The organism is Nostoc sp. NMS7 (genome assembly GCF_017115085.1).
In the GTDB taxonomy this organism is placed as follows: domain Bacteria; phylum Cyanobacteriota; class Cyanobacteriia; order Cyanobacteriales; family Nostocaceae; genus Nostoc.
Genome location: NZ_JABXKJ010000124.1, coordinates 1 through 17,018, shown reverse-complemented (window position 1 = coordinate 17,018; position 17,018 = coordinate 1). Strand labels below are relative to the sequence as shown.

At 39.5% G+C, this 17,018-nt stretch carries 16 protein-coding genes; 13 read left to right on the top strand and 3 right to left on the bottom strand.

Annotated features, from left to right (window positions below; all coding sequences use genetic code 11):
• Window positions 1-4: 4 nt before the first annotated feature.
• Window positions 5-592: a C-terminal helicase domain-containing protein gene (locus HWQ38_RS12690; protein WP_292793859.1), complete on the bottom strand. Its 588-nt coding sequence runs from the start codon at window positions 590-592 to the stop codon at window positions 5-7.
• 59 nt (window positions 593-651) lie between these two features.
• Between HWQ38_RS12690 and HWQ38_RS12685 the strand changes: the two genes are divergently transcribed.
• From HWQ38_RS12685 to HWQ38_RS12630, 12 genes are all read left to right on the top strand, one after another.
• Complete coding sequence (locus HWQ38_RS12685) at window positions 652-891, top strand: hypothetical protein (RefSeq protein WP_292793857.1); 240 nt, start codon at window positions 652-654, stop codon at window positions 889-891.
• On the top strand, window positions 888-1,334 hold the full coding sequence (locus tag HWQ38_RS12680) for a PIN domain-containing protein (protein ID WP_292793855.1): 447 nt from the start codon (window positions 888-890) through the stop codon (window positions 1,332-1,334). Before HWQ38_RS12685 ends, HWQ38_RS12680 begins: the two co-directional genes overlap by 4 nt.
• Before the next feature lie 101 nt (window positions 1,335-1,435).
• Complete coding sequence (locus HWQ38_RS12675) at window positions 1,436-2,191, top strand: ParA family protein (protein WP_292793853.1); 756 nt, start codon at window positions 1,436-1,438, stop codon at window positions 2,189-2,191.
• The gene (locus HWQ38_RS12670) at window positions 2,188-3,297 is read left to right on the top strand and encodes a ParB/RepB/Spo0J family partition protein (RefSeq protein ID WP_292793851.1); all 1,110 of its coding nucleotides are present in this window, start codon (window positions 2,188-2,190) and stop codon (window positions 3,295-3,297) included. The genes HWQ38_RS12675 and HWQ38_RS12670 overlap by 4 nt, the downstream gene beginning before the upstream one ends.
• Window positions 3,298-3,388: 91 nt before the next feature.
• Window positions 3,389-6,268, top strand: coding sequence for an ATP-binding protein (locus HWQ38_RS12665; protein WP_292793849.1), 2,880 nt, complete (start codon window positions 3,389-3,391; stop codon window positions 6,266-6,268).
• 238 nt (window positions 6,269-6,506) lie between these two features.
• On the top strand, window positions 6,507-7,073 hold the full coding sequence (locus tag HWQ38_RS12660) for a hypothetical protein (RefSeq protein WP_292793847.1): 567 nt from the start codon (window positions 6,507-6,509) through the stop codon (window positions 7,071-7,073).
• Between the two features lie 8 nt (window positions 7,074-7,081).
• Window positions 7,082-8,629 (top strand): hypothetical protein, encoded by a 1,548-nt coding sequence (locus HWQ38_RS12655; protein WP_292793845.1) that lies wholly within the window; start codon window positions 7,082-7,084, stop codon window positions 8,627-8,629.
• Window positions 8,630-9,262: 633 nt separating this feature from the next.
• The gene (locus tag HWQ38_RS12650; RefSeq protein ID WP_292793843.1) at window positions 9,263-10,972 is read left to right on the top strand and encodes a DEAD/DEAH box helicase; all 1,710 of its coding nucleotides are present in this window, start codon (window positions 9,263-9,265) and stop codon (window positions 10,970-10,972) included.
• 19 nt (window positions 10,973-10,991) lie between these two features.
• Window positions 10,992-12,032: a hypothetical protein gene (locus HWQ38_RS12645; protein WP_292793841.1), complete on the top strand. Its 1,041-nt coding sequence runs from the start codon at window positions 10,992-10,994 to the stop codon at window positions 12,030-12,032.
• 3 nt (window positions 12,033-12,035) lie between these two features.
• Window positions 12,036-12,314 carry a hypothetical protein gene (locus HWQ38_RS12640; RefSeq protein WP_292793839.1) on the top strand — a complete coding sequence of 93 codons (279 nt, stop codon included), beginning with the start codon at window positions 12,036-12,038 and terminating at the stop codon, window positions 12,312-12,314.
• Window positions 12,315-12,326: 12 nt separating this feature from the next.
• Window positions 12,327-12,773: an HNH endonuclease gene (locus HWQ38_RS12635; RefSeq protein ID WP_292793837.1), complete on the top strand. Its 447-nt coding sequence runs from the start codon at window positions 12,327-12,329 to the stop codon at window positions 12,771-12,773.
• Between the two features lie 87 nt (window positions 12,774-12,860).
• On the top strand, window positions 12,861-13,379 hold the full coding sequence (locus HWQ38_RS12630; protein WP_292793835.1) for a hypothetical protein: 519 nt from the start codon (window positions 12,861-12,863) through the stop codon (window positions 13,377-13,379).
• 178 nt (window positions 13,380-13,557) lie between these two features.
• On the opposite strand, the gene HWQ38_RS12625 is transcribed toward HWQ38_RS12630, so the two are convergent.
• Together HWQ38_RS12625 and HWQ38_RS12620 are read right to left on the bottom strand one after the other, a co-directional pair.
• Window positions 13,558-14,232 (bottom strand): hypothetical protein, encoded by a 675-nt coding sequence (locus tag HWQ38_RS12625; protein WP_292793833.1) that lies wholly within the window; start codon window positions 14,230-14,232, stop codon window positions 13,558-13,560.
• Window positions 14,233-14,433: 201 nt separating this feature from the next.
• Window positions 14,434-15,444, bottom strand: a complete 1,011-nt coding sequence (locus HWQ38_RS12620) for a tyrosine-type recombinase/integrase (protein ID WP_292793831.1) — start codon at window positions 15,442-15,444, stop codon at window positions 14,434-14,436.
• A 205-nt stretch (window positions 15,445-15,649) separates the two neighbouring features.
• On the opposite strand from HWQ38_RS12620, the gene HWQ38_RS12615 reads away from it, so the two are divergent.
• On the top strand, window positions 15,650-16,996 hold the full coding sequence (locus HWQ38_RS12615) for an HNH endonuclease (RefSeq protein ID WP_292793829.1): 1,347 nt from the start codon (window positions 15,650-15,652) through the stop codon (window positions 16,994-16,996).
• Window positions 16,997-17,018 lie beyond the last annotated feature (22 nt).

The window sequence follows — 17,018 nt, the reverse complement described above, 5'->3', positions numbered from 1 at the left end:
CAAATTATCGCATCTCACCAAATTCCTTGATATATTCCACCAACTCTTTGGTATGCCCCCCTTCAGAAATTCGCCCCAAATTCCCCGCTAGGATAAACAGTTCTCGCGCCCTGCTGACAGCCACATTAAGTAAATTCGGTCGCCGATTGATAAACCAAAGGCTATCAGTTGCAGAGCATTGGCGAGTCGAGAAAATTATCACTGATTTCTGACCACCTTGGAACGTGTGAACTGTGCCAACGCTCTTGGGGGAAAAATCTGACCAACGAGATTTTAAGCGTTGAGTCAGCGCATCTACTTGACGGCGGTAAGGTGAAATCACGCCAATCGTGTTGTCAGAGTCAGGAGAATTTAAGCAATAACCAGCCTTTAATAACTCATCAATCAAGGCTTCTACTGCATTAACTTCTGCCCAATTAACGTTGTTCTCCAGCTTCCCTTCCACATTGCAAGCAATCAGGTTAGTACCCAACCGAGAAGCTTTTGGTTCAGTTTTGATGACCATGCCGTAATTGCACAAGCGATCGCAGAAATTAGCTATGTCGTTTGCTGTATGGCGGGAGCAATAGTCAGTATTATAGTAAAGCAGCATAAGGGCAGGGCGAAAGCCCGTCGCTCCCGACTGAAGAAGAGTGAATCGGATACACAACCATGAATGTACAACTTGTTAATTCCCTCATAGAAGTGGTACTAAACCTCTCCCCCGAAGAGCAAAAACTTTTTCAAGAAAAGCTGAGTAACAAGCATCTAACGTTACTAACTAGTAAACCTCAAACATCATCAGAGAGATTATTACTTTGGCAGGAGTGGATAGATACAGCACCAAAAAGCTATGCCAACCTTGATGATGAAGCTCTGCGTCGAGAAAATATCTACGATGATGAAGTATGACCCATTATTTATTAGATACCAATATCCTGTTACGCTCCAGGGATATAGCTTCACCCGATTATAATCTTGTTGATCGCACAATCAGGTATCTAATATCTAATAACCATCGATGTTTTATTACATCTCAAGTTTTAATTGAATTTTGGGTTGTAGCCACCCGTCCTGTAGCTGTAAATGGATTGGGATGGACACCAGAAGAAACCGAACGAACGGTGCAAATGCTAATAAATCAGTTTGAGTGGCTAGAAGAAACACCAGATATATTTCGCCTTTGGTTTAGCCTCGCTACAACTTACAAGATTTCAGGTAAACGCACCCACGATTTACGCATACAAGCAGTAGTGCTTGCCTATAACATCAGCCATATTCTGACTTTAAACCCAAAAGACTTTGTAGAAGTTGAAGGAATTACTATTGTTCACCCCAATGGCATAAACAGCTAGAGGCTGGGATAAGCGTGTGATCATAATTTTTGATAAAAAACACCAATTTACCCATCAAAAGTTATCTTTAATTGTAACGGGGCAGGTAAACAAACTCAGTTATGAGCCGAATCATCGCAGTTTTTAATCAGGCGGGAGGTGTTGCCAAAACCACCCTTACCCAAAACCTGGGCTACCACCTAGCACAACTGGGTCATCGCGTCCTGCTCATCGACATAGACCCCCAAGCCAGCTTAACCATTTTTATGGGCTTGGTTCCAAGAGAGATAGAGCAAACTGTCAACAATGCCATTGTGGATGAATTACCCCTGCCAATTATTGAAGGGATTCATGGTATGGATTTAGCCCCTGCCAACATCTCTCTCAGTACGGCAGAAATGCAATTGGTTAATGCTTCTATGCGCGATTTCCGTCTCAAAGAAGCCATCGAACCAATTGAATCAGATTACGATTTTATCTTAATAGATTGCCCTCCCAGCTTAGGGCTACTCTCTTACATCTCCCTTGTAGCTGCTACCCATGTTCTCGTTCCCCTAGAAACCCATTTCAAAGCCTTTGAGGGAACAGGCGAATTACTAAAAACGGTCGCTACAGTACGCAATAAACCCAACCGCAAATTGCAAATTGCCGGATTTGTGCCGACAAAATACGATGCCCGTAACTCCCAGGACACTCGTACCCTAGCAGCCATCACCGAACAACTAGCCAGCGCCGGAACAGTCTTTGCCCCGATTCCTCGCTCCACTGCTTTTGTTGATGCTTCAGAAGAACGAATGCCCCTAGCTGTGTATGAACCAAAGCACCCATCTGTTGCAATCTTGAAAAAAATAGCCGTTAGCATAGAATCCTTAAAATGAGACACACTAAAGCCAGCCAGCCCCTCAAAAGTAAAATTGAAGTACCTTGGGACACTACAGGCATAAACAACGCTGATTCTCAAGTGTCCATGCCATTAGAGCAGATTTTTCTGCCGCCGAATCAACCGCGTCGTTACTTTGACTCCGAGGCATTAAAACAGTTAACTGAATCTATCAAACAGCATGGCATCCTGCAACCCATTTTAGTACGCCCCCTTGATGGATCAAAACACGAATTAGTAGCAGGAGAGCGCCGCTATCGTGCTGCCTTAAGTATTGGGCTGAAAGTTGTCCCCGTCGTCATTAGAGAGTTAGACGACAACGCAGCTTTTCAATTTGCACTTATAGAAAACTTACTTCGCTCAGACCTCAACCCAGTTGAAGAAACTGAAGGTATCCTGCAACTGCTGTCTCTCAAACTAGGTCGAAGTGTTGAGGATATCCCGCCATTACTGTATCGTCTACAACGCCAACAAAACAAAGCATCTACAGTTACCCATAACGTTATGGGCGAACCCGTTGTTGATAGTGTTGAACCTACCCATAACGTTATGGTCGAAGTGGAAACTGAGTCCACTAATAACGTTATCAGCCGTCAGGAAGGCGATATTGACTTATCTACCCATAACGTTATGGGCGAACCCGAAACGGATAATTCAGCCCTCAATCATGATCCTGCTGCAAACAAGGATTTAAAAATCGTTAAAGAAGTGTTTGATGGCTTAGGGTTAATGACCTGGGAATCTTTCATCAAGAATCGCCTGCCCTTGTTAAATCTTCCAAAAGACATTCTTGAGGCACTACGCTTTGGTTCCCTTGAGTACACCAAAGCTAAGGCGATCGCCCAGATTAAGGATACTTCGGAGCGTGTTGCTTTTTTAGAACAAGCTCTTGCTCAAAACTGGTCTTTAAGCGAAATCAAACAACGCATTACTGAAAATAAAACCCCAGCCTCTACCCCAAACACCGAGTCGAACGATTATAAAGAGCGCTTTACTGTTGCGACTACCAAACTAAGAAAGTCGCGTATTTGGTCAGACCCGTCTAAACGCAAGCTTCTAGAAAAACTACTTGCACAACTAGAGATGCTGACAAATGTTGAGTAACCTTACATACCAAAACCAGGACGTAGAAGGCAGAAAGCTTAAATATTTTTTATACTAAGCTTTAGTGCCTTTCATTTATGTTTAAGTGACCATGCTAGAGTCAGAAAAACTTATCCAGATAGTACAATCCTGGCTAGGCTACATCAGGTTAGAAGAACTGACTCAAGCTGAGGTCGAGCGTTCTTCAGATATTTATTCAAAAGTAGTAGATAAGGGAGTGCAGCTTGTTGGCAACAAGCTACTGTTAGATAGCGAAGTATTTACGCAATTCCAGCAACAGCAGCAAGCAGCTAAAAGAGGTAACAGAAATGATGTTCAGATGGCTGTTGCTTTCCCACAAATCTATATAATCCAAGGGAAGGGAAAAGAGCAAAAGCTGAAATACCTGCCTCTTTTCACAGTTGATATTTCGCCCATATTCAAAGGTAATTACCGCAAAACTGGCTGGAACTTGACCGAATACGAGTTTCAGCCAGTGGTTGTTAATTTGATGCGGCTGTACGGACTAGAGGAGGAGCAAGTCGAATCACTGATTGTTGCGTCAGGAATTTTGAAGTTTTTAGAAGACACATTTAAAGGAAGATTCCCCTCTCTGCGAGACTTTCTTGATCTGGTAGACTTACCCGAAGGAAGATATAAAACTTTTCGGCAACCTTATTTATTGCGCTGCGACTTTACCCCCTATAACGCCCTCCTTAAGCAAGACATACAAGAAATCCTCAAGGAACTTCAACAACCTGACTGTAATAGCGAATGGCTAACTGAAACTCACCCAGCAATGCAGTACTTATGGGGAGAGCCACAATCACCCAGACATGAGGTAATGTTCTGGGGAGCTTTCCCCGACCATGCGCCTGATGAATTTCAAGCGTCTGTCCTGAAACACGCCCAAGAGAATTTACTAACTGCTGTTTGTGGTCCTCCGGGAACTGGAAAAACAGAAGTATTTCTGCACCTCATAGCACAGCAAGTAGTGAATCGGGCGTTACGGCTTGTTCGCGGTGAAGATGATGCAAATAATTTAATACTCTTTGTCGGCACTAATAACAGTACCATTAAAAAATTCCAACAACGACTGACTATAAATTCTCCTGCTCAACAGTTTTATCTTCCTGGCGGCAACCAAACTATTATCCGTAAAGAAACTCTACCCAAACTACAATCAACCCAAGATTGGCTGCGTCAGACTGAATTTAATCAAACTGCTTGGCAACAAGCCAAACTCGAATTACTGCAAGCAGAGAGTCAAATTCAGCAACTCATAGAGCAAGACCGCTTTAATACTGCTCAAAAAGTTACCGATGCCGAACGGCGATCGCAACTGGATCTAGAAATCCAATCACTCAATAACGATATTGCTGCTAAGTCTTCCCAGTTACAAGCCCTAACTGAACAGCTATCAAGTTTGTCTGATTATGCAAATTTTCCCCTTGATGCCTACCAGCAAATACGAGAAGCGTTATCCCAGGCAGAACGCGAACTGCCAAAAGATTCGGACTCCATCACGAAACGCGCCTTGGACTGGCTTAATGCTACTACTGATAAGCGAATTTTTCAGCGTTTGGCGAATCGGATAAATGCTGCTGTTTTAAACACCTTAGCAACAGCGCATCCCTTTCAGATACCCCTTGATCCCTCCAGTTTAACTACAGCATTCAACTCTGTTAACCAAAAACTAGATTTCTCGCAGCAATGGCAGAATCTTAACTGGGGACTAACTGAAATTCAAAGCCAAATAGCGGCTTTAACTAAGGAACTGGAGTTAAAGCAAGCAGAACACCAACAAATCCAAAAACAACTTGATAATTACCCCCAAGCTGATTTCTATAGTCGTTTTTACCGTGACTATCACCAATTGCAGCTAGAACTATTTCAACGTGCCTGGGCGTTTCTGTTGCAAGAAGTTCTCCGACGCAAGGAAAGCGTTATGAGGGCATTGTCAACTTATGGCAGCGTCTTGACGGGAGACGGAGAGGCATTGCTCAAACTGTCAACAGACGGTGATGCCATCTACCGTGACTTGAGCTTGATTTTCCCTGTCATTAGCTCCAGTCTGCAATCAATACGCAATATGCTGCCAATCCTTCATCCCAATAGCGTTAAGCTGGCATTGGTGGATGAAGCGGGAACAACTCTTGTACATCAATTATTTCCCTTGCTGGTGCGATCGCAACGGGCAGTAGTGGCTGGCGACCCCCAACAAATTGAGCCAATAGTTAACCTTTGCGACGATACCATCAAGCAGTATCTGAAGACTGCCTTTCTGGATCGGGGCATGGGGAATGAAGACTATTATCGCTATGCTCCCACTGCCAAATACACAGCTACCGCTTATCACCGCGCGGCTGGTGCTAGTGGTACTGAAGGGGATTTAGGTAATGGCATTATTCTTAGAAATCATTACCGTTGCACCCCGTCTATTATTCAGTTTTGCAGCCCCAACTACCCCGGTGGTCTGCAAATTCTTTCCGATGCTCACCGGACGGCAACAGAACCGCATCTCTTGGCTTACCATGTCGAGGGAAGCCACACCCATAACACTAATCCAGAAGAAATCAACGCTGTAGAAGCTGTAATTACATCCTTGCTAAAGCATGGTTACTCTATTAGCTCTGATGGTAGTTCAAAGACAATTGGTGTGATGTCGCCGTTTTTGCAGCAAGCTAACGCGCTCAGGTATCGGCTTTCTAACCGTTGGCGAAACTTTTCTTGGGATGATATTGGTACGGTTCACACCTTTCAGGGGGGAGAGAAAGCAGCTATTATCTTTTCTCCTTACCAATGTCACCAGGATCATAGTTTTTGGTTCCTCAACCGCAAACCCAATTTACTGAATACAGCCGTTAGTAGGGCTAAGGAATTGTTTGTTTTGGTTGGCAATCTCAAGGAACTAGAATTAGCTGGTGGTGAAACCAAGCGGTTAGTTGAATATATTCGGCTGCATGGAGAAATTCGCCCACCTGTGGTTTGATAAACTTGTTTTTACTTTTACGGTAATTTTTGGTAGGGCAGGTAGTTGATAATTTTTCTGTTGGCGTTTAAAGTTAAGCAGAATCGTTATAAATTTGGCATAGTAGAAAATATAAAAAAAGAAGCTACACTATGTCATTTGTGGGGGATATGTATAATTAATGATGCAATCTTTGTATAATAAATAAACTATCCTTTATAGCAATGTGATTTAACAAGTTTAGCAAGAGATTAATTGCATGATAATAGAACTTAATGAAAAGCTATTTGAATTACATGATAAATTTCCTTTTTTTGGAATAATACTTTTTACTGATGCTCATCCTCATATTATAAAAACTTTGAAGGACGAAGATTACTATTCTGCACTTAATGAAATTAGTGGCTCTAGTATTGCAGTTTTTGCCACCTTGCTCTTCACCGGAGCATATAAATTTCCTCAAATTCCAAAGGGAGCTTTAGGACAAATGATTCCTGTTTGGAAAGAACCGAATGAAAATCTGAAGATTTTGTCATGGTTTGATATAAATGATAGCCGTAATCTTCCGACTTTTATTTTATTTACAGTAGAGGGTAATCAATTATTCTATCAGTCTTATAATATTAGAGCTAATTCTAATGAACAGGTTTTTAATTGCTTAAAACAAATACTTGAATTTGTCCCTCAAAATTTTACTAATGATAATTTAGATAAAAAAGAAATATTTACACAATTAGAATGGAAAATTAAAAAGCTTAAAACTACGGAAAAAATCAAAGAAATATTGGGAATAATTTCGCTATTTCGCGGGTCGATTGGTATTTAATAAACTGTATGACAATGCTCCCACCTAAAGACAGTCTTTTAGAAAATTCTCAAAAAGATATACTTGGTTATTTTAGTCCAAGTTATTTACTAACTTTTATTAGAGATAAAGTTAATTTAGATATATTCCCAAAAGAAATATTAGCTAATATAGCGGTTTCTTCTACAATTACTCATGAAAGGATGCACTGGAACCAGTTTTTTGGCACAACTTGGGGAAATATATGTTTGTTAATTAAACAATGCCAAATAGATAATTTTCCTGACTGGAATCAATTTCAAGATTTGAAAGGAATATTGCACGAGTTAAAAGATATTACAATTTTAGACAATTATCAAATACATCCAAATATTCGATATAAAAGTCGAGAAAGTGGTATTTTTCTCCAACAATGGCGAGATAATGCTCTTACATACGAGTTGTTCACACATGACATTCCAATTACTAAAAAAATATTATCTGCTAGTGAATCTGTCGCCTGTGCTTTAAGTGACTACTATACAACAATATCTGATTATTTTGATATCGAGGAACAAATAATAATTGCAGAAATTGATAATTTATGCAATTTCAAGCAACTAATATTTCCGAAAATATCACATAATGCTACACCACTTACAGTAAGTGATCTATTAGAAGGTCAAGCACGAGCAAGCGAAATTATTTTTTCACTAAATACGTTAAATTTATTAGATGAAATTGGCATGATTACTCATCAAGAGTATTTAAATTATATTTATCCTTTCATTTGTGAAACCCCATACTGGCGAGCTTTTCAGGATTATTTATTTATTAGCAAAAAGGAGGTTGCTAAACCTTTTGAATTTCTTAAAAGATTAACAGAGTTCTGTATTATAATTGATATTTCACTATCTGTTCCTTGGCCACCTTACGTTTCCCCAAAAATAATGGGACAATTGCCTTGGAAGCTTTTTTATCCAGTTTATAGATTCTTCATTATTTGTAATGTTGTAAAGGAAATAGAAGAGGAGATACATGATGTATTTAATTTTTCTAGCCATCTAGAATACTATGAAATAATTTGTAATTGCTTAAATTGGCCAACACCTAGACAATTAGCAGAGAATTACCTAGAAATTAGTTCAGATAAATATTACAATTTTGCAGCACAATGGGAGAATGAAGATTTTAACGGAGATAATATAACAATTCATGATTATTATTATTATATTTTCAGAAATTTTTGTGAACTGAGGATTAAATCACCAACTTATATTCCTAATCTTGGTCTCACACAAATAGGATCATTTTCTAATATTGATTTAGAATATATTTGTGGTGTTGGTTCAAATAAATATTGGATAGATTCACCTTTACAGCTACGTGAAAAATCGAATAAAATTCTGACGAAACTAAAGACATCTCAATTTAATTGGATTAGTCTCAATTTATTACATAATGTTATAATGAATGATTATGTCTTACAGTTTAAACCAATTAGTTTTAGAGATTTCTTTTTTGATGTGCCTGACTATGCTCTACACAAACTTAATAGTCTAATTTTAGATGAATATGGTATTAGTATTTTGAAATAATACAATTTTATATAAACAAAACTCTTAAATTAAACACTCACATTAGCGATAAAGTCTACCAAAAGTTATAAGAAAAAATGTTTTTTATAAATCAGAAACTAAGTAATTTTAATCACAAAAAAATCTAAAATTTGAAATGGCTAATATCATCGCTTTACCAAAACTGTAACTTAAAGGCTACTTTATCCTTTAAGTTACATACTTACGGAAGCATATCTTGGCATTTCCTGCAAAATTATGGGTAAAAGCACACAAACTTCTATCAGGGCTTACGTGCAAATATTTACTCGTAGTATCCAAACTTGTATGCTCAAGAGTAGCCTGAACCAAATGCTTTAATCAAAGCTCGTTTAGTAGCCAAAATTAGTCAGCAAGAACTTGCTGATATATTAGGAATTGATGAACAAAGAGTGAAATAGTATGAGGATACAGATTATCAATGTGCCAGTTTTGTAGAAATTCTCGAAGTCAGCACCGCTTTGGGTGTTGAATTTGAAACTGCAACTGTGCAAGTAGATTTTGCAGAAATAGAAGCAGTTAAAAAAAGTGTGGACAAATGGCGCAAAGAAAAACTGAATATTAAAACTAGAGCCTCATAAGTATGGCTGTTAAATGTTAGGGGTGCGGTGCATTATGGAAACAAACTATACATTCAAATTCAATTCCTCCACTGCCTTATCAGCCCTGAAAGCTGGTTTGTATGACCCGATTAACTTCTACCAAGCGCGTTTAGACCTGTTTAACCTTTCGGTAATGGCAGACTATGATCAGCTAATTTGCCTGCCCACACTAACTGCTATTGACAAATACTGGTATCAGATTGAAACAGCCCGAAAAGTACTTAGACAACTGGGTGGACGCGCATTACTAGCCGATGAAGTCGGATTGGGCAAAACCATTGAGGCGGGACTAATCATAGCCGAGTACTTAGCAAGGGGTATGGTACAGTCCATGCTGGTGTTAACTCCCGCATCCCTAGTTTCGCAGTGGCAATCAGAGTTAAGTGACAAATTTAATATTGCTACTATCACCACAGATAACCGTGACCCGCAACAACCGATAGACGAATTTTGGACAAATAATCCGCGAATTATCGCTTCATTAAACACGGCTAAGTCTGCTAAACATTATCCCCACGTCACTAGTCGCACTTGGGACTTGGTTGTTGTCGATGAAGCCCACCACCTGAAAAATCGCACTACTCTAAACTGGAAACTGGTTAATGCCCTCAACAAGCGGTTTATCCTCATGCTCACCGCTACGCCAGTGCAGAACTCCCTTATTGAACTGTTTAATCTGCTGACCCTCCTCAAGCCAGGACTGCTACAAACAGAAGCCGCTTTTAAAAAAGAATATGTCGATTCCAGAAATGGACGAGTCCCTAAAAATCCCGAAAAGTTGCGCTCCCTGATGCGGGAAGTCATGGTACGAAATACCCGCGCCCTAGTAGATGTCAAACTGCCCAAACGCTTCGCCACTACAATTACCGTTACCCCAGCAGCAGGCGAGGAGAAACTTTACCAGGACTTGAGCGAGTATCTGCGTTCCTCAGAGGACAAGCTCGATAGGCTTTCCCGCACCAATCTGCTAATGCGTGCTGGTTCGTCCCCTGGTGCTTTGGCTGACTCCCTCAAGCAATTGACCAAACGCCTACCTGATGAAGAACTGAAGTCTTTAGCAAGACGAGCAGCCCAGGTGAAGCAGGTTGAGAAAGCAAAAGTATTGGTAGAGATGCTCTCAAAATCTTCCCAGAAAACCTTGGTCTTTACAACCCATAAAGCAACTAGCACTTATTTGGCTCAAACTCTGCAAGCTGCAAATATCCCCTTTGCAGAATTTACTGGTGGGATGTCCCTTAAACAGAAAGATGAGGCTATAGCCGCATTTCGAGATACTGTTTCTGTACTGCTGGCATCGGAAACAGGCGGAGAGGGACGTAACATCCAGTTTGCGAACGCGATCGTTAATTATGACCTCCCCTGGAACCCAATGAAAATAGAACAGCGCATTGGTCGTATTCACCGCATTGGACAAACCCAGGATGTTTTTATTTTTAACTTTTGTCTCAAGGGCAGTATCGAAGAGTATATTCTGCGGATCTTGCATGACAAAATTAATATGTTTGAACTAGTGGTCGGAGAGATTGAAACAATTTTAGGGAACGTGGATGATGAATTTGACTTTAGTGAAATTGTCATGGATATCTGGCTCAAGCATCAGGTCAAGCCCGAATTAGATACAGCCTTCGAGCAATTGGCAGATAATTTGTTAAAAGTCAAAAACCAGTATCAGCAAATTCAAGAACTGGATGAACAGATTTTTGGCGAAGATTTTGAAGCTTGAGAAATTGATTTGAATAAATATGTTATCAGACCCAATTATTGCTACCTTAGAAAAAATTGTTTCTCTCCATGACGGAATAGCAGAACCTGCTGGTGAACACATTTTGAATGTGTTGTTGACGGAAAATATAGCATCGCTGCTTTCGCTTCCAGAAGAAGTTACTTTTACTACTATTGCTGATGTACCTCAAAGTGTTTTTGTCACCTATCATTCAGAAGTATTAAATAAGCTATCTGAACTATTAGCTGTTAAAGGACTTATTAGTGCGTTGGGTGTTAAAATCAATGGACATCTGAAAAACACAGGCTTTGAGAAAATTTTATTGGAGAGACTCGCACCTCAAAATGGCTTAATTCGTTTTTTAGATGCTAAACCAGAAATTACTCGTTACATCTTGTGTAATGTCGCTTACACAGCGAATGCTTCCGAAAAAAGGATTGGTTTAGTTTCGTTCATTATCAATGAAATAACAGGAGTAACACCAGTAGAAATTGGGGATGCTTTGTTTTGGGAGTCTGACCTAATGACTGTGGAGCATCAAGAGACACCATTGGCGATCCCAATTGAAGAGTTGTTGAGGTTAATCGAACATCAAAGTGCAATATTGATTGGAAAATCTCTAGATAATTGGCAGGCTAAATTAACAAGAGCTAGAGCTAGGGATGAAGAAAGGCTCAAGGATTATTACAACACGATTAGCGACTCGATTCGCAACAAGATTGAGTTAAAAAAATTGATTGGTGATGAACAAGACAAAGAATTAGCACGAATTGAAGCCACTAATAGAGAGTTAGAGAGAAAATTGTTAGATATCCAAGAGCGTTATGCAATGAGTGTAGAAGCTTGGTTGCACAGTGCAATGATTATCCATCTCCCTACGGTACATATTCAGTGTGAGTTGCAACGAAAGAAAGTAAAACGGACTGTAACAGCAGTTTGGAATCCGTTCACTAAAATTCTTGAGCCGCTTCGCTGTGAATTATCAGGAGAACCTGTTTACAATTTCTATTTAAATGACAAGTCAGCTAAAATTATCTCACCGACAGTCTGGATAAAGTAATTTATGACAATCAATTTACCTATGAAATTGTCACACTTGCCCAACAGTTTACCATTAGATGGTGCTGTCCGCATCGAGCTAGTAGAAGGAGTGCCGATATTTCGAGCTTCCAGCTTAGTACAGGGGCGAATTGAAGCATTATTAATTAAGCAAAAAGAATCTACGCTGACTTCAGAGGAAGAAAAAGAATTAGATGAATATGAAGAATTAGACGATTATCTGAGTTTGGTGAATCGGATACTCAGAAATTCATCGCTAACTCAAAACCAAAGTGAATTATAGGGAATCAGAGATTTGTCTGCGAATCGTTACATTAGCGAATCTACTCAAAATCAAGTACGACAACGAGCCAAGTTTCTGTGCGAATATTGCCACGCATCGGAACAATGGCAATATGTTTCCTTCACTGTAGACCATGTAATTCCTCTTACCAAAGGTGGTGCTAATTCAATTGATAATTTAGCTTTGGCTTGTTTTCATTGCAATCGCCAAAAATCAGATAAACTTAAATCCTTTGATGAAAAGTCGTTATCTGAAGTACCTTTATTCAATCCTCGCACTGATAGTTGGCCAGAACACTTTATTTGGTCAACAGATACACTCTTGATTATCGGCTTGACACCAACAGGACGCGCCACCGTCGTAGCATTAGCATTCAACCGAGCCAGAATAATTAATATTCGCGCTGCTGATAGAGAAATTGGGCGGCATCCACCACCAGATGACCCAATTCAAGACTGAAAATTGAACATGGATCAGACTATTGCTTAACTACAGCCTCATAAGTATGGTTGACATCTTAATAAATTCAAAATTATGTGATCTGTTATGACACTAAAAGAAATTGTTGAGACTTTCAATGCTTTACTCACACCAGTCATAGCTGGAACTACTATTTATATTGCTTGGCAACAATATCAAGTTAGCCAGTTGTCTTTGAGGAAAGATTTGTATGAAAAGCGGTTAAGAGTTTTCCATGTATTCATGTCTTATTTAAGTGAAATAGTACATGAAGGTAAAGTTAATTTTAACCGCTCTCTACAATTCATTGCTGATGCAAGTGAAGCAGATTTCTTGTTTGATGAGGAAGTTGCTCGTAAAGCTGAGGAGTTATACAACAAAGGACTTGAACTGGCGGGTTTGAATAATCAACTTTATCCTTTTGATGGGGGACAGGGGCTACCTGTTGGTGATGAGCGTTCTCGCGTTGCACATGATCAATCAGAATTATTAGCCTGGTTTGCAAATCAAATTCCTGAAACGAGAAAAATGTTTAGAAAGCAAATCGCTATTCAAGAGCAAAAGCGCCCCTCAATCATAAAGTTAGGCAGTAAGGTTAGAAAATGATCTCTACCAGGTATTGAGCCGAGATGCAAGTAATTTTCTGCAAGATGGTCTGAAAACCCCTGTGCTGTATTGGTTTGAAAAATTGCTACATCAAAGTCAAAAAAGCCGTCATTCACAACGTAAAATCAAGCCTTTCCAGGTCATCTTGCAGAATTTTGGTCATATCTCGGCACAACACCTACACTATCGCATCGCCTAAAATTCCAAGCTTGACATAAAATTTTTTACCAACAAAGCGTTCTCCGGAGCCAGTTAATACATATGGAATTATCTGGAGATTTTTCCCTTGGCTATCTTGAAGCTTTTGAAATTCTTGGCACACTTTGATTAGTCTTTGCCTTCCAACATAATCTAAACTGTCAGAGGATATTTTTTGCTTTTGGTAACTAAGAGATGCTTCTTTCATACGAGAGTAGCATAGTAAAAATACTCCCAGTGATTTAGTCGATACAGTACCAGGTAATCCTACACATTCAAGAGTTCCTATTGCCTCCTTACTTTCTCTTAGATTCAGATCAGCATGAGGTAAATCAACAAGGTTAATGAATTGATTTTTACTCCACAGTTTGCTAGGAACTTTAATACCTATTTCGTTAATGACAACAGAAGTCAGTCCTTTGTTATGTATTTCAAAGATTATAAATTCGTCCCTGGGATGCTGAAGTATAAGAGGCCCATTTTGACCACGTTTGACAGCCACCTTTACTCTCGTAGTGTCTTTTCTAGAGTTATTCCAGCTAATAAGGAGTGTGCCAATTGCAGCTAAAGAACCAATCGATTTAATAGGATCACTGACTAAAGCAGCCCAGACGGTGCTTAAACTTATTATTAAATAATTTACAATATTTGTCATTAATTTACGATATTACTTCTCAGTATTACAAGTGAATATAGCGAAATGATAGACATACTAAATAGAGGTGAATAGCTGGATATCCAAGTTTATTTGTAACCAACCGAGCAACCATGTTGCTCGGTTGGTTACTTATCTTCTAAATCGTTTCTTTAATAAAGACTTTACCTTTACCTTTTGTACCAATCAATTAAAAAGCTGTCAATCTAATCCGTCCATCAATAGCTCTGACATTTCCAATTGATCGCGGTTGCGGTTATCGTCGTAAATCTGGAGCGTATTTAGTTTGGCGTGTCTGCTGAGTTTCTGGGCTTTGCGGACATTGCCATCAGTTTTCTCAAGTACAGCCGTGATGGCACTGTGGCGGCAACGATGCGGGGACATAGTTTTTTCGACACCAGCCCGTTTAAATAAACGCTTGACTATTTTATAGATGCCATCCCCGGTTAACCTGTGACCAGCATTTTGAAAGTCCACCGACGTAAACAACGGACGGGACGAGGACATATCGCCACCACGGGCAATCACCCAGTCAGTAATCGCCATGACTGTGGCTTTTGGCAGATTCATCGTCACTCGTACTTGCTTGCCCTTACCCAAAATTGATAGCGTCCCTTTAGAGCCGTCAAAATGTCTCAAGTCCAAGGTGCTAATCTCGTTTCGCCTCAAAGCATTGCCCCACAGCAGCAGCAACAAAGCATAGTCCCGCTTCCCTGCCAACGTCGAGCGATCGCATTCTTTAATGACTGTCAAAAATTCCTCGCCTGTACAACCGCTAGTGTCGCGGTAGGACTGCACTGGGATACTGTCCACATCCACAGCATAGTTGCAAACTCCCAGCTTTCGTCCAAAAGCAACCAAAGATTTAATTGCAGCTAGTCTGCGGTTAATCGTGTTCGGTGCTAGTCCAGCTTCATTGAGTATGGATCTATATTTAGTCACTACCAGCGTTGCTTTGTGACCGTCCAGGTGTAAAAACTCCAAAATAGAATCGCGCTGTGGTGATTGTCCAGTCATGCGGTTAAAGAAATCAGTGATGTCTCGGCGGTATGCCCTACGGGTTCCCTCACTGTTTTTCGACCTTAGCAACGCCTCCAGCACATCCGGGTCAGAATCCAGGACATCAGCAAAGTATGCCTCAATTTTGGCACTGAGGGCATTTTCTAATTTTTGGACTACAACTAACTCGACGGATTCTGTATCTTTGCTCATGACTGCACCCTAGCTGCGGTATCGAGAATGGTCTTTTCCAATACCTAAACCATTATCCAGCTGTGGGGGCTAAATCATACTCACAAATGTCAACAGAGTCACGTATATTTGTAGCCCACTCTTCTCTATTGGGATGGGCGAAAGCGGCTTTGATACCGCAGACGGTGTTATAAAAGTCGAGAAGGTTTTTCAGTACATACTATAAATGTTTGATAAGCAAAATAATACAGACACAAATCCTACAGATGAATGCGAATGTATATATACCTTTGTCTGTGAAGACACTTGCAATGTCTATGGCGTTGCAATTACACCTGACGGAGAAATCCTTGTTAGTGCCAATAACGATAAAATTTTAATTCATGATTTGAATTCAGGAAAAGTTTGTAATACTCTTTTAGGTCATTCAGACCAAATTATTTCAATTGATATTAGTCCAGATGGTAAAGTTATTGCCAGTGGTGGGAGAGATAAAACTGTAAAATTATGGGAGTTAAATACTGGGAAACTCATAAAATCATTAGCCTTCCGTGCTGACCCCATTCACGCTGTTGCGTTTAGCCCTGATGGTAAAATACTTGCTACTGGTGGTAATAACAAATACAAAAATAAAGGTCAAGAATATAAAACGACTACGATTTATTTATGGAATACTCATAATGGCGAACTAATTAACACTCTTAGTGGCCATACTTTAAGAATTAACAACCTTATATTCTCACCAGATAGTCATATTTTAGTTAGTGAAAGTAATGACTCGACAGTAAATGTATGGAATTTGCAAACTCAGCAGTTGCTCTATACAATTCCAGAAGAGTCAGGTTTAATTACTGGTATTGCAATTAGTCCAGATGGTAAGTTTTTATTTTGTTTAGGCTCAAATGGGCTGTCAATTTGGAATTTTTCTACAGGAGAGTTAAATCAAACGCTATGGAAAAAAATGGACTATCCTGGTAAGTTACTAATTCATCCAAAAGGAAAAATATTACTAGCCGCAATATCTGGAGGCATTAAACTTTGGGATTTAGAAAATAAAAAAGAATTTTTTTATTTTATTTTTTATTATCCAGATACTAATGTTTTTGGTTGGACAACTGCTATTAACCTTAGTAGAAATGGTGAAAAATTTGTTGGGTGTGCCTCTTTCTCTGAGGGAGCAATACTAAAAGTTTGGAAAATACACAATTATTCACAAGATGTTTTAGAAATTCAAAAAGCAGAAACGCAGTTAGAGAAAGAAGATTACTTTAAAATAGAAACCATAGAAGACGCTAGAGAACGTAGTTATACATCTATTGTTCGGCGCAGAGGACAAAAAGCTTTTCGTGAAAAACTGCTTACTGCCTACAATAACCAATGCGCTATAACTGATTGTAATGCAGAACAAGCGTTAGAAGCTGCTCATATTTATCCTTATAAAGGAGATGACACTAATCAAATTTGGAATGGGTTAATTCTCCGCTCTGATATTCATACCCTATTTGACCTTTATCTCCTTACAATTGATCCAGAAAAAAAGGGTTCTTCAGTACTTACTATGCTAAATTATTAGCTATACCCATAAAATAAGATTA